The organism is Streptomyces sp. NPDC104761 (genome assembly GCF_055583445.1).
The window spans coordinates 1,418,049-1,430,994 of sequence record NZ_JBVJNZ010000001.1; the positions used below are offsets into that span (position 1 = coordinate 1,418,049).

The window sequence follows — 12,946 nt, forward strand, 5'->3', positions numbered from 1 at the left end:
TTCGTGGGGTGATACGCATGGTCATGCCGTGAGCGCGAGGCGTGTGCGGTAGTGGTGCCGGCGGGCTCGGGCCTGATGGCTTCGTCGCCAGTCTGATGAGGCCAGATGGAAATCGACCTTCTGGGTCGGCGGAGTTCGCTGTGTGACGGCGCGGCCGGCAGGCGCTGGATCTCGGGGACGGTCAGCGCTGTCTTGCCGCAGTCGGCAGGCGCCGTCCGGTCGACGTCGTCGGGTAGGACGGGTGCGGAATGAGCGGCTTCGGCCAGCGCGGATCCGATGGCCAGCGGCGCGTAGGCGGCCAGGGCGAGGGCAGTGTGCCGTTTCCACGTGCGGTAGCCGCGCGGTGGCGATCCACGCCCAGTCGTACAGGCGCCGTCCCTTCGAGCCGTTCCCGCACGAGGGGCGGTTCCATCGCCGCGATTCGACCAGGTGCAGCGCCTGATCGGCACGCGTCTTCACCTGACCGCAGGTGGTGAGCTGGAAGTCGCACCCGACGGCGAACACGTAGCCGATGCCGCGGGCTTCGAACACCTCGCGTCATTCGATGCTGCGTCCGTAGACCTCGTCGCCGGTGGCCCAGGTCGGCTGGAGCCCGCCGTCCAGCGCACGCATGGCCTGGTCGCGGGCGATCTGGCCCTTGGTCGCGAAGGCGTGGTCGGTGTACTGCCGCCCGACCCCGGCCGTGGCGGTGCCCTTCTTCAGATCTCCGGTCTCGTCGAAGATCAGAACCCCGCCGGTGCCCAGGTGGCGGGCGGTGAACTCGCGGACGTGATCGCGCACGGCGTCTTCCTTCCACACCACGCCCGAGAGCAGATGCTGGAGCCGGTAGGGGCGAGCGTGTTCCACCGCTTGCGCGAGTGCCCAGCAGTGCCGGCCACGCCCGGAACCAGCAAGGCGCGCATGTACGCCTCCACGTTCGATCGAGGGTCACAGCGGCTAAAGACAGGCGCGAGCAGTCCGGCGAGCTCCGCGAAGCGCTCCTCGAACCCTCCCGCTGTAGCGGCCGAGCAGGCTGTTCCTTGATCAGACTGAGTCACGCCACGATGATCACGGAGCGGGCCGCACTCGTTCGAACCCCGGCGAGCCGGAAGCCCTGGCGGTTCAACGGCGCTGACCCCACGGCAGGAGTTCAGTCCGAGGGCCATGCAAGAAGCTTGACGGTTCAAGGTCCGGCCGGTGCGCTTAAAGAGTGCATCGCGGACACGTGAGTGGACGCCTTGGCGGGGCGTTATCTTGTCGATGTGGGTACATCCGGTAGTGAGCTGGCTTCCTTCCTGCGCGCCCATCGAGCCCGGGTGGAACCGGCGTCGGTCGGGCTGCCGGCCGGCGGCGACCGGCGGGTCGCCGGCCTGCGGCGTGAAGAGGTCGCCGTGCTGGCCGTCGTGAGCGCGGATTACTACACCCGTCTGGAGCAGGGTCGGGAGCGTAACCCCTCGGCCCAGGTGGTCAACGGTATCGCGCACGCACTCGGGCTGGACACGGATGCTCGGGCGCATCTATTCCGGCTGGCCGGCTTGACGCCTGTGCCGCGCCTCGGGACCGCGCGGGACCACGTGCATCCGGCGCTCCTGCAACTACTGGAGAACTTCCCGGCGGCAGCCGCTTACGTCCTCGACCCGGCCTACGAAATCCTGGCGACGAACCGGATCGCGCAGGCGCTGCTCGCACCGTTCGGAATGACGAACATGCTGCGGATGATGTTCGAACACCCGCAAGCCAAGACGATCTTCGGCGACTGGGAGGCGGTGGCCGCCCGCGCGGTGCACGCGGTGCGGTTGAACGTCGTCGCCTACCCTGATGCGCCCGAGATCAAGTCGCTGGTCGATGACCTGCTGCCGCAGTCCGCCGAGTTCCGGGCGCTGTGGGAGGAGCAGACGGCGCGAGGCCTGAGCCGGGCGTACAAGATCTTCCATCATCCGCAGGTCGGCCGGATCGAGCTGACCTACCAGACATTCGATGTGCGGGCGGCGCCTGGACAGCAGTTGCTCGTCGGCACCGCGGAACCGGGCAGCCCGAGCGCCGGCGCGCTGGCAAGGCTGTCGGCGCACTGATCTTCCTGGGTGCGGCGCACCTAGGAAGCTGCGGCCTTCCGCGAAACCGGCGGCGGCCGGAAGCTGGGCACCGACGGGCTCCCGCAGCGAAGGAACCGCGCATGGTGGATCACTCGAAATGCCTCGCTCCGCGCGATCCTGCCGGATGCGGCAGGGGTTCATGTGGGTGTCGTCTGTGTCGGTCGGATGCCGTCGAGGACGATCTGGACGACTCGCTCGCGTTGGGCGTCGTCGCGGTAGGTGCCGGCGGTGGCGGCGAAGATCAGGCGCATGACGTCGTCTGCGTCGATGTCGGCACGCACCTCGCCGGCCTGCTGGGCGCGGTCGAACGAGGGGGTCGGCGACGGCGTAGATGGCCTCGCGGCTGGGCTGGTAGGCCCCGATTCGCGGGTCAGGACGGTGGTGAGCACGTGCGGCATCGCCTTCTCACCCTGGCACCCGGTCACCCTGACCGAAGGCCCTGACACCCCCGAGGTGATGGCGGTGGCCGAGACGATCGCGACCCGCCACGGCGTCACCGCGCGACAGCTCGCCCTGGCCTGGCACCTGCACCGTAGCCCGCTGAGCCTTCCGATCCCCGGCACCACCAGCATCGAGCACCTGCGCGACAACCTCGCCACCGCACAGGTCGCCCTGTCCGCCGACGAAGTCGCCGAACTGACCGCCCTGACCCTCGAAAGCTGAGAACCCCACCCTCTCGAACCAACCGAGTCCGCAGACCCGAGGAGCAGAAATGACAGACCTCGCATACTCCGTGTATGTGACCCCGTCCAAGCCGGCGGTCTCCGACGACCTGCCTCCGGGCGAGGCGCGCCGGATGTGGTCGCCCACCGCCGCCACCCTGATCCACGGCGACCGAGACGCGGTGCTCGTCGACCCGCTGATGACCATCGACGAATCCCGCGCCCTGGCCGACTGGGTGGCAAACAGCGGCAAGAACGTCACCACCATCTTCGTCACCCACGCGCACGGCGACCACTTCTTCGGCGCCCCGGCGATCCTGGAACGCTTCCCGCACGCCAAGCTCGTCTCGACTCCGGGCGTGGTGGAGTTCATGCAGGCCCAGTACGGTCCGCGTTGGTTCGACGGATTCTGGAACCCCCGCTTCCCCGGCCAGATCTCCGAAACCCACCTGATCGCCGAACCGCTGGGTAACGACGCACTGATCGAACTCGAAGGCGAGCAGCTGCACGCGATCGAACTGGGCCACGCCGACACCGACGGCTCCGCGGCCCTCCACGTCCCCTCCATCGGCCTGGTCGTCGCCGGCGACGCGGTCTACGGCGACGTCCACCTCTACCTCGCCGAGTCCAAGGGCACCGGACGCAGCAACTGGCTCAACGCACTCGACACCATCGAAAAGCTCGCGCCCACCGCCGTCGTGTCCGGACACAAGCGCGACGGCGACCCGGACGACCCCGAAGACATCGCCCGCACCCGCCGCTACATCCAGGACTTCGACACCGCTGCCGAAAAGGCCACCGTCTACCAGGACCTCTACGACGCGATGGTTGCGCTCTACCCCGACCGGCTCAACCGCGGCGTTCTGTGGAACTCCGCCAAGTCCGTCAAGGGATAAGTCGCACAGACTAACTCGGACGACTGAACTTGAAAGCGTGATGTCGGTTGCTGGGATCAGGTGGTCACCGTCTGCGGTGGGGGCTCCACTCGTAAGCTCCTGGTGCCGTCTCGATGACCTCGCAGGGCCAGGTCAGTCGGACCTGTTCCAGGCGCGCGCGATGCTCGGTGATCCAGTCTTCCTGGGGTCGGGTTCGCAGGGCTGTCGTAAGGCGGTCCGGGTCGCTGATCTGGATCGACAGCCAGCCGTCTTCGTGCACGTGGATGTCGAGGCTCAGGCCGCGGTCTCCGCCGATGCCGACCGTTTGGCCTGGTCCCAGATCGGAGAGTTCCTGCTCCCAGGAGTCCAGGTCATGCTGGAAGAGGTAAAGGTCGAGCCGGGCGTCGACGAAACTCGCGGAGACGAGCACGTCCGCGTGCAGAATGTCGTGGCCGGTCAGGACGCCCGGCTGGGACCGTCCTGTGACGCGCACGGTGCAGCGGTTGCCATCCGGATCGGCGAGGTGGATCAGATCCATCGGAGCGGGATCCGTCATTGAGTTGCTCGCTTTCGTGCGCTGGCGTGGGCTGCATCGTCTCCTGTCACCGGACGAGCGACGCAGTCAGGCCCAGGCACATAGAGTCACGTGCCCAGGGGCCAAGCCGGTGCCGGCGAGACAGTCGTCGATCACGTCTGGCTGGTACTCAAGCTTCTTGAGCCGATGCTTGACCGCGCGGTGCCTTGACGAAGGCTTGCGGCGGCGCGGTTGCCGATGTCGCCTTTGACCAAGGACCACACGCCCTCGGTTGGGTTGAGGTCGTGCGCGTAGGTGGGCAGGCGAACGACGGTAAACCACTCGGCGTTCGCGTCGATGAACTCGCACAGCGGCTTCGTCAGATGCAGTCGGCCGTTGTCCGTGTTCAGCACGATCGGGCCAGCCAACTGTCCGCGGGCCCGGACGATCAGATCACGGAAGTCGCGCCAGCCGAAGCCCTTCGGCTGGTCCTTGCGCCCAGAGCTGACCGGCTGCACCACTGGGCAGGGCACCACCCCGCCGAAGATCGGCCCGTCCCTCTCGCCATGAGCGGCCGGCCAGGGAGGCGCGACACGCTGTCCACCGGGCATTCCACTGGCTGTGCAAGGCACCGTCAGTGATCGCCTGTCTCACTGCCGAGCGGGAGTTGGGGCGCCTGGCCGGTGACGTCGACATCGACACACTCGCCTCCACTCTCGTCGGGGCCGGGCACCATGGTGACCACCGTCATCGTCGGCTCCTTGCGATGCAAGCGCCCATTTCGAACGTCGCCACCCCGCCGAGACTGATCAAGACCGTCGCTGGTCCCTGACGCGCCTAGGATTGCGAGAGTGACGGCAAGAACCAGTGACATCGAGAAGGCAGCCGGTGTGCTGCGGGCCGGCGGTCTGGTGGCCCTCCCGACCGAGACCGTCTACGGTCTTGGTGCCAATGCCGAGGACCCCGCCGCCGTCTCGCGCATCTTCCAGGTCAAGGGGCGCCCGCCCTCGCACCCTCTGATCGTCCACATCAGTGGCGCGGAACACCTGGACGACTGGGTCCAGGAGGTACCCGCGACGGCCCGCCTGCTGGCCGAACGCTTCTGGCCGGGGCCTCTCACGTTGGTCCTGCGGCGCGGTCCCCGGGTGCCGCTCGAAGCAACCGGCGGCTTGGAGACGGTGGCTGTGCGCGTGCCCGACCACCCCGTGGCTCTCGCGCTGCTGTCGGCTTTCGGTGGCGGTGTCACGGCTCCGTCCGCCAACCGCTTCGGCTCGGTGAGCCCCACGACCGCGGACGACGTCCGTGCCGAGCTCGGCGACGCCGTCGATTTCGTGTTGGACGGCGGTTCCTGCGAGGTCGGCGTCGAGTCGACCATCGTCGACGCCACCGGCGAGACCCCGACCATTCTGCGGCCCGGCGGGGTGACGCGCGAGGACCTCGAAGCGGTGCTGGGGTGCCCGCTCGCGGTCCCGGCCACCAGCCGCATCCGGGTGCCGGGCCAGCATCCGTCGCACTATGCGCCGCGGGCGCGGGTCGTCCTCGTCGAGCCGGAGAAGGTCGTCGCCGAGGCGGAACTGGCGCGGGAACTGGGTCACCGCGTCGGCGTCTTCCTTCCTGCCCCCTTCGCCGACGCCGAGGTGAAGGCGCACGCGGTGGTGCAGGTCCCCGGTTCGATGGCCGCTTATGCGCGGGGGCTGTACGGGTTCCTGCGCGAACTCGACCAGCAAGAGTGCGACCTCATCGTCGCGTCACTGCCGGCGGAGGAGGGGCTGGGACTGGCGATCGCCAACCGGCTGCGCCGCGCCGCGGGGCCCCGCACCACCGTGTGACCGGCACCGACGCTGTGCCCTTACCGCTCCCGGATGCGGGTGCCCGGCGGTTTCGGCCGAGCTTGTGCCGGGCCGGCAGGCCGGGCACAAGCTCGACAGGCGCACGGCCGGGACGGTCAGGACGCGGCAGGGACCGCCGCATCAAGGCCGCGAGAGGCGACGAGCTGTGCACTGCCGTCGGCCAGCCGGTAGGACAGACCCACCACACCGAGGCGGCCGGCGGCCACCTGCTCGGCCAGAACGCGGGAGCGTTCGAGCAGCAGGTCCACGGTGTTCTCGATGTGCTCGGCCAGGATCTCGTCGGCCTGGTCGCGTCCGGCGGCGCGGGCTGCCAGCACGCTCGGCGTCACCCGTTCGACAACATCACGGACGAATCCTCCGGGCACCCTGCCACCGTCGGCTGCGGCACGGGCGGCTGCGATGGCCCCGCACGAGTCGTGGCCGAGCACGACGACGAGTGGGGCTTCGAGCACGCTCACGCCGTACTCGATCGAACCGAGGACTTCTGCACCGGCGACATGCCCCGCCGTACGCACCACGAACAGATCGCCCAGGCCACGGTCGAAGATGATCTCGGCGGCCAGCCGGGAGTCGGAACACCCGAACAGCACGGCGAAGGGCTGCTGGGACGGTGCGATCTCGGTGCGCCGTATGGCGTCCTGGTTCGGGTGTTCGGGGGCGCCTGAGACGAAGCGCTGGTTACCGGCCATGAGCAGGTCGAAGGCGTCACGGGGCGTCGGGTTCTGGATCTCGGTCATGGCGGCAGCCTACGAGCGGGCATCCGCCGTCGCACCACCTGGCCCCCTCGGAGGTCGCCGGATCGGACCACCCTGATCGTCTGGCCGCACCCCCAGGCTCCGGGCGAGGGCCGTCCCGGTGCGGAACCTCAGCGCGCGACCGTGCAGCCCCGCCCCGTACGGCGACCGGTCCAGGCCCCTGCATTCGTCGTCCGCACCCGCCCGACGAGCCATGCGCGGCCCGCGCTGTCGGCCCGAACGAGGGCGGACCGCCGAAGATCACCCCGCCGTTCCTGCCGTTCCCCCCCGTTCCCGTCGATTCGGGTCCGCTGAGGTCCCCCGCGTCGGCCGACGCGGGGCGATGATCTCCGGCCCTGCCAGTGCACCGGTCGCCTCCGCCGGCTCCCGTTCCCCCGGCGCGGGCAGCCCTGGCGCGCTCGTCCCGGATGGCTGCGAAATCCCTCGGGAACGGGGCGTACAGCTCATCGCCGGCCAACTCCAGCACTCCTGAAACCGGCACGCGGAACCTGGCCCAGATTCACGGCCTCCACGGCGAGCCGGGCCGCCCGAGCGGCTGGGGGAGCCGACGCCCGGTCATCTCCGAAGCGCTGGTGCGGGGCGCCGGCGGCGACTGCGGGTGCTCATCGCGGTTACTCGGCCCTGACGAATGGTCGAAGGACGAGCGAGGAGGTGGGCAGTATGCGTGCTCTGACCTGGCAGGGGCGGCGGGATGTCCGGGTGGAGACGGTCAAGGATCCGGTGATCGAGCAGCCCGACGACGTGATCGTGCGGATCACCTCCACAGGCATCTGCGGTTCCGACCTCCACTTGTACGAGGTCCTCGGGCCGTTCCTCCAGCCCGGCGACATCCTGGGACACGAAGCCATGGGTGTCGTCGAGGAGGCCGGGCCGGAGGTGCGTGACCTCGCTCGCGGGGACCGGGTCGTTGTTCCGTTCAACATCTCCTGCGGCACCTGCTTCATGTGCTCCCAGGGCCTCCAGTCGCAGTGCGAGACCACACAGGTGCGCGCGTACGGCTCCGGCGCCGCCCTGTTCGGCTACACCAGGCTGTACGGGCAAGTGCCGGGCGGGCAGGCCGAGTACCTGCGGGTGCCGTTCGGCAACACCCTGCCGATCAAGGTGCCCGAAGGCCCGCCCGACGACCGTTTCGTCTATCTCTCCGATGTGTTGCCGACCGCCTGGCAGGCCGTCGAGTATGCGGCGGTGCCCCCGGGCGGATCGCTCACCGTGCTCGGGCTCGGCCCGATAGGCGACATGGCCACACGCATCGCCCAGCACCGGGGCGCCGGTCTGGTCATCGGCATCGACCTCGTGAAGGAACGCCTCGACCGGGCCGCTGCACACGGGGTGACCTGCCTGGACCTGCGCCGTCACGGGAAGGACATCGGGGACGCGGTGCGCGAACTGACCGACGGGCGCGGCACCGACGCGGTGATCGACGCGGTCGGCATGGAGGCGCACGGCAGCCCGGTGAGCAAGGCCGCCCAGTGGGCGACCGGACTGCTGCCCGACGCGCTGGCCCAGCCGCTCATGGAGAAGGCAGGCGTGGACCGGCTCGGCGCGCTCTACGCGGCGATCGATCTCGTACGGCGTGGCCGTACCGTCTCGATTTCCGGAGTGTACGGCGGGGCCATGGACCCCCTGCCGCTGCTGCGCATGTTCGACAAGCAGCTCCAGTTCCGGATGGGCCAGGCGAACGTGTGGCGCTGGGTACCGGAGATCCGGCCCCTGCTCGGCGACGGAGACCCTCTCGGCGTGGACGAGTTCGCCACCCACCACCTGCCGCTGGAGGAGGCGCCACGGGCGTACGCGGCGTTCCAGGCCAAGCAGGACGGCATGATCAAAACCCTGCTGCGCCCCTGAACCGTCGGGGCGTCCGCGTACGTGCCGGGCCACCGCGGCCGCCTCGTCCCGCCCGCTCCCGGCGAACCCGAACCGTGACGTCCGCGCCCTGGTCGTGCAGCCTGGCCGGGCCCGCCGGGCCCACGGACAGCGCTGGATGCCCTCGCCCTCGACGATCCGACGTCCGATCGGACGTCCGATCCGACGTCGTCTTGATGCGCCGAAGTCAGTGAAGCTGCCGCGCCAGCAGGTCTGCGGCCCGGTCGGCGAGGATGTCGGGTGCCTGCGTCGCGTCGAGCTCGGCTCCCGGCTCGTCCGGTTCGAGGGGTTCGAGCGTGGCAAGTTGCGAGTCGAGGAGCGAGCTCGGCATGAAGTGGCCCGTGCGTCCGCCGAGCCGGTCCGCCAGCACGTCGCGGCCGGCGGTCAGGTGCAGGAAGACGGCGCCCGGGCAGGCCGCTCGCAGGATGTCGCGGTAGCGCCGCCTGAGTGCGGAGCAGGCGACCACCGCACCTGTGCCCGCCACATCCCTCTGGTGCAGCCAGCGGCCGACGGACTCCAGCCAAGGGCGACGGTCGGTGTCGTCGAGCGGTGTGCCGGCCGACATCTTCGTGATGTCGGCGGGGGAGTGGAAGTCGTCGCCGTCCGCGAACGGCACGCCCAGCCGCTGCGCCAGCAGGCGGCCCACCGTGGTCTTGCCGATCCCAGCGACGCCCGTGACGACGACGCACGGGGACCGGCGCTCAGCGCGGTCCATCTTCCGGTAGCGCTTCGGGATGCAGCAGGTCGCTGCGCCGCCGTCGGGCGTCCTCGTGCGGCCGGGGAGGCGGACCGTCGGAGCCGGCCGGATACTCCTCCAGCGGAACCCGGTTGCTCTCCCATGCGCTCAGGACAGGGGTCAGGACCCGCCATGCCTCCTCGGCCTCGTCGCCCCGGATGGACAGGGCGGGATCACCCTTCATGACGTCCAGCAGGAGCCGGCCGTAGGCGGGCAGGTCGGGCGGCTCCATCCGCGCGGTCAGTGAGAGCTGGGCGAGGGCCTGGGCGCGTGCGCCGATGCCCGTCATGTCGAGGCTCATCCCTTCCGGCTCCAGCCCGAAGCGCAGCACGTTGGGCTGGGCCTGTCCTTCGTGCCCGAAGGGCAGGTGGGGCACGGGCCGGAAGCGCACCGCGACCTCCTTGCGGTCCTGTCCGAGCGCCTTGCCGCTGCGTAGCCGGAACGTCGTCCCCGACCAGCGCCAACTGTCCAGTTCCAGTTCGACCTCGGCGAAGGTCTCCGTGCGCCGGCCGGGGTCCACACCCGCCTCGTCGACGTACGCGGGGATGGCACGGTCACCGATCCGGCCCGACAGATAGCGCGCGCGGCGCGTGCGGTGCACGACGTCGTAGTCGGTCAGGAGCCGCACGGACCGCAGCACGTCGACCTTCCGGTCGCGCAGGTCGCGCTCGCCGAGGGTGATCGGGGGTTCCATGGCCACCAGGCACAGCAGTTGCAGCAGGTGGTTCTGCACCATGTCCTTCAGCGCGCCGACGCCGTCGTAGTAGCCGGCCCGGCCTTCCAGGGCGAGGGTCTCGTCCCAGACGATCTCGATGTCCGAGATGTGGGTGCTGTTCCAGATGGGCTCCAGCATCCGGTTGGCGAGCCGGCTTCCGAGCACGTTCTGGACGGTCGTCATGGCGAGGAAGTGGTCGACCCGGAACACCGCCTGTTCGGGCACGAGACCGGCGAGCAGCCGGTTGAGGCGGCGCGCGCTCGCCAGGTCCTCGCCGAACGGCTTCTCCAGCACGATCCGGCTGCCCGGCGGCAGGCCCCCCTCGTGCAGGGCCGTGACCATGTCCGGGAAGAGCGCCGGGGGAAGGGCGAGGTACACGGCGATCGGGTCGTCGCCGGCGACGACCGCGGCGACGTCGGCGGGGTCGGTGACGTCGGCCCGCCGGTAGCGGGCCGAGGCTGCGACGGCCTTCCTGGCATCGGCGGGATGGGAGCCGCCGTGGCGGTCGAGCTGGTCGGCGCACCAGTCGCGGAAGTGGTCGGTGTCCCAGTCCTCCCTGCTCGCGCCGGTCAGCTGGAAGCCGTCGTCGATGTGTCCCGCGGCCCGCAGGGCGGCCAGGGCCGGCAGGAGGTAGCGGGCGGTGAGGTCGCCTGTCGCGCCGAAGACGGCGAGCCGGTTGATCATGTCCGTACGCCTGTCTTCGCCCGGGCGAGGTTCACGCCGCTGGCGATGATCCCGATATGGCTGAACGCCTGGGGAAAGTTGCCCATGAACTCTCCAGTGGTGGGGTCGATCTGTTCCGGCAGCAGCCCGAGCGGGCTGGCACGGGCGCACAGCGAGGCGTACACCTTCTCGGCCTCGTCGATCCGGCCCTGGGCGGTCAGGTTGTCGGCCAGCCAGAAGCCGCAGAGCACGAAGGCGCCCTCGTCGCCGGGCAGGCCGTCGGGCGACTCCTCGTGGAGGTAGCGGTAGAGCAGGCCGTCGCCGGCCGACAGGCGTTCGGCGACGGCGGTGGTGCTCGCCGCCATCCGCGGGTGGTCGGCCGGCACCACGTGGCGCAGGGGGAGGGCGAGCAGGCTCGCGTCGAGCGCGCCGCCGCCGTCCAGATGCGCGCTGAGCGTCTGGGCGTCCTCGTCCCAGGACTCCTCCAGGATGCGCCGACGCAGCCGGTCTGCCGCGGCACGCCAGGCCGCGGTCGGTCCGGGCAGGCCGAGCCGTTCGCCGATGGCCGCGGCCCGGTCCAGGGCCACCTGGCACATGCCGGCCGAGTACGTGAACACCCGGCCGTCGCTGCGCACCTCCCAGATCCCCTGGTCCGGCTGGCGCCACGCCTGCTCCGCGGTGTCGGCCAGCCCCGCCAGGCCCGCCCACAGTGCGGGCTGCACCTCGCGGCCGGTGCGCAGCCACTGGTCGGTGCGCAGCCACTGGTCGGCGCAGTCCAGGATCTCGCCGTAGACGTCGTGCTGGCGCTGGTCGGCCGCGCCGTTGCCCCACCGCACCGGACCGGAGCGGCGATACCCCTCCAACTCGGTGTCCTCGATCTCGTCGGGCACGGGGCCGCCGTCGAGGTTGTACATGATCCGGGGGATCCGGCTCTGCTCGACGGCGTCGAGGACCCAGCCGAGGAATGCGTCCGCCTCGCCGGTGAAGCCGATGCGCCGCAGGGCGAACACGGCGTAGGCGGCGTCGCGGATCCAGGCGTAACGGTAGTCCCAGTTGCGGACGCCGCCGATCGGCGCGGGCAGGGAGGAGGTGGGCGCCGCGACGAGGGCGCCGTTGGCCCAGTCGTCGCACAGCTTCAGGGTGATGGCGGCACGCCGGACCAGTGCCTCCTGGGGACCGGAGTAGCCGAAGTGTTTCATCCAGCGCCGCCAGGCGTCAGCGGTGTCGGCGAGCATCGTGTCGGCCTGGAACCGGTGGTGGCGGTGAAATCGGCCCCAGGACAGTACGAGGTCGAGGTGTTCCCCCTGTCTCAGCTCGTGGGTGCTGTGCAGGCCGGGCAGCGCGCGGTTGGAACGCAGGTGCAGGCGCAGGTCCGGCCGCCGCGAGGGCCGGAGTTCCAGGCCGCTGAACAGCGCCTGCGCCGTGCCGCCGCCGCGGGGCTCCAGGTCCACCCGCAGCCGGACGTCTCCGGAGAGGACCACGGCCGACCGGACGAGCTCGCACCGTCCGGCCGGGGCGTCGTCGGTGAGGTCGGCGCCGGTGCGCACGGTCAGCGCGTCGGTGACCCGTACGAGGCCGGTGGGACTGCGCATCTCGGTGGTGAGGACGCCGGTGTCGGGTTCGTAGCGCTGGCGGGCCTCCACCAGGTCCTGCGGGGCGAGGGTGAAGTGGCCGCCCCTTGCGTGGTCCAGCAGGCCGCAGAACAGGGGGTCGGAGTCGAACCGGGGGAGGCACATCCAAGGGATCGAGCCGTCCAGGCCGACCAGCGCGGCCGTCGTGCCGTCCCCGATGAGGCCGAGGTCCTCCAGTGGCAGGTAGCCCTCGCGCCTGCGGACCGGGCGGAACGGGGGGTCGGGGTCGTGCATGGCTCCTCGCTTCCGCGGCGCCGCAACGTACCGTCCGGCGCGCCGCGCAGGTCCGGGAAGGACAGCACCTAGAGGGTGATCAGCACCTTCACGACGTCTTCGAGCTTCTTGTCCGCGACCTCGAAGGCCCGCTCCATGTCGTCGAAGGCAAACGTGTGGGTGGTCATGTGCGTGGGGTCGACGCGCTTCGCCTCCAGCACGCGCAGCAGCCGTTCCATGCGGAGCCTGCCTCCGGGGCAGAGCCCGGTCGCGATCGTCTGGTCGGCCATGCCGACGCCCCACTCGACACGGGGAATGCGGATGAACTCGCCCTCGCCGAAGTAGCCGATGTTGGAGATGGTGCCGCCGGGTTTAAACGCCTTCATCCGCCTGTCCC

At 70.4% G+C, this 12,946-nt stretch carries 13 protein-coding genes and 2 pseudogenes; 6 read left to right on the forward strand and 9 right to left on the reverse strand.

Translation table 11 applies throughout. The features are described from left to right. Positions 1-537: 537 nt before the first annotated feature. Positions 538-921 (reverse strand): transposase, encoded by a 384-nt coding sequence (locus tag ACZ63F_RS06305; RefSeq protein WP_469709348.1) that lies wholly within the window; start codon positions 919-921, stop codon positions 538-540. Positions 922-1,208: 287 nt separating this feature from the next. Between ACZ63F_RS06305 and ACZ63F_RS06310 the strand changes: the two genes are divergently transcribed. Further along, a complete protein-coding gene (locus ACZ63F_RS06310) occupies positions 1,209-2,051 on the forward strand; it encodes a helix-turn-helix transcriptional regulator (RefSeq protein ID WP_469709180.1) in 843 nt (280 codons plus the stop codon). 158 nt (positions 2,052-2,209) lie between these two features. Here the strand turns inward: ACZ63F_RS06310 and ACZ63F_RS06315 are convergent, their stop codons facing one another. Next, positions 2,210-2,461 (reverse strand): SbtR family transcriptional regulator, encoded by a 252-nt coding sequence (locus tag ACZ63F_RS06315; protein WP_469709183.1) that lies wholly within the window; start codon positions 2,459-2,461, stop codon positions 2,210-2,212. On the opposite strand from ACZ63F_RS06315, the gene ACZ63F_RS06320 reads away from it, so the two are divergent. Both ACZ63F_RS06320 and ACZ63F_RS06325 read left to right on the forward strand, forming a co-directional pair. Next, positions 2,454-2,735 carry an aldo/keto reductase gene (locus ACZ63F_RS06320; RefSeq protein WP_469709185.1) on the forward strand — a complete coding sequence of 94 codons (282 nt, stop codon included), beginning with the start codon at positions 2,454-2,456 and terminating at the stop codon, positions 2,733-2,735. The two genes, ACZ63F_RS06315 and ACZ63F_RS06320, sit on opposite strands and share 8 nt — an antisense overlap. A gap of 49 nt (positions 2,736-2,784) precedes the next feature. Then, complete coding sequence (locus ACZ63F_RS06325) at positions 2,785-3,630, forward strand: MBL fold metallo-hydrolase (RefSeq protein WP_469709187.1); 846 nt, start codon at positions 2,785-2,787, stop codon at positions 3,628-3,630. Positions 3,631-3,694: 64 nt separating this feature from the next. Here the strand turns inward: ACZ63F_RS06325 and ACZ63F_RS06330 are convergent, their stop codons facing one another. Together ACZ63F_RS06330 and ACZ63F_RS06335 are read right to left on the reverse strand one after the other, a co-directional pair. Next, positions 3,695-4,147 (reverse strand): DUF5959 family protein, encoded by a 453-nt coding sequence (locus tag ACZ63F_RS06330; protein WP_469709188.1) that lies wholly within the window; start codon positions 4,145-4,147, stop codon positions 3,695-3,697. Between the two features lie 84 nt (positions 4,148-4,231). After that, positions 4,232-4,623: pseudogene (locus ACZ63F_RS06335) on the reverse strand (transposase); the annotation flags it as partial. Between the two features lie 106 nt (positions 4,624-4,729). On the opposite strand from ACZ63F_RS06335, the pseudogene ACZ63F_RS06340 reads away from it, so the two are divergent. Both ACZ63F_RS06340 and ACZ63F_RS06345 read left to right on the forward strand, forming a co-directional pair. Next, positions 4,730-4,856 (forward strand): annotated as a pseudogene (locus ACZ63F_RS06340) (TetR/AcrR family transcriptional regulator); the annotation flags it as partial. Positions 4,857-4,974: 118 nt separating this feature from the next. Continuing rightward, positions 4,975-5,952 carry an L-threonylcarbamoyladenylate synthase gene (locus ACZ63F_RS06345; protein ID WP_469709190.1) on the forward strand — a complete coding sequence of 326 codons (978 nt, stop codon included), beginning with the start codon at positions 4,975-4,977 and terminating at the stop codon, positions 5,950-5,952. A 116-nt stretch (positions 5,953-6,068) separates the two neighbouring features. Here ACZ63F_RS06345 and ACZ63F_RS06350 read toward each other — a convergent pair whose 3' ends face one another. Continuing rightward, on the reverse strand, positions 6,069-6,710 hold the full coding sequence (locus tag ACZ63F_RS06350) for a carbonic anhydrase (protein ID WP_469709192.1): 642 nt from the start codon (positions 6,708-6,710) through the stop codon (positions 6,069-6,071). 678 nt (positions 6,711-7,388) lie between these two features. Between ACZ63F_RS06350 and ACZ63F_RS06355 the strand changes: the two genes are divergently transcribed. Beyond that, positions 7,389-8,573 (forward strand): zinc-dependent alcohol dehydrogenase, encoded by a 1,185-nt coding sequence (locus ACZ63F_RS06355; RefSeq protein WP_469709194.1) that lies wholly within the window; start codon positions 7,389-7,391, stop codon positions 8,571-8,573. 205 nt (positions 8,574-8,778) lie between these two features. Here the strand turns inward: ACZ63F_RS06355 and ACZ63F_RS06360 are convergent, their stop codons facing one another. The 4 genes from ACZ63F_RS06360 to ACZ63F_RS06375 form a co-directional block, all read right to left on the reverse strand. Beyond that, on the reverse strand, positions 8,779-9,306 hold the full coding sequence (locus ACZ63F_RS06360; RefSeq protein WP_469709195.1) for a gluconokinase: 528 nt from the start codon (positions 9,304-9,306) through the stop codon (positions 8,779-8,781). Next, positions 9,293-10,726 (reverse strand): glucose-6-phosphate dehydrogenase, encoded by a 1,434-nt coding sequence (locus tag ACZ63F_RS06365; RefSeq protein WP_469709197.1) that lies wholly within the window; start codon positions 10,724-10,726, stop codon positions 9,293-9,295. Before ACZ63F_RS06365 ends, ACZ63F_RS06360 begins: the two co-directional genes overlap by 14 nt. Further along, positions 10,723-12,570 (reverse strand): glycoside hydrolase family 15 protein, encoded by a 1,848-nt coding sequence (locus tag ACZ63F_RS06370; protein WP_469709198.1) that lies wholly within the window; start codon positions 12,568-12,570, stop codon positions 10,723-10,725. The genes ACZ63F_RS06365 and ACZ63F_RS06370 overlap by 4 nt, the downstream gene beginning before the upstream one ends. A 68-nt stretch (positions 12,571-12,638) precedes the next feature. Then, entirely contained in the window at positions 12,639-12,935 is a 297-nt protein-coding gene (locus ACZ63F_RS06375; protein ID WP_469709199.1) for a hypothetical protein, read from the reverse strand. Positions 12,936-12,946: the final 11 nt, after the last annotated feature.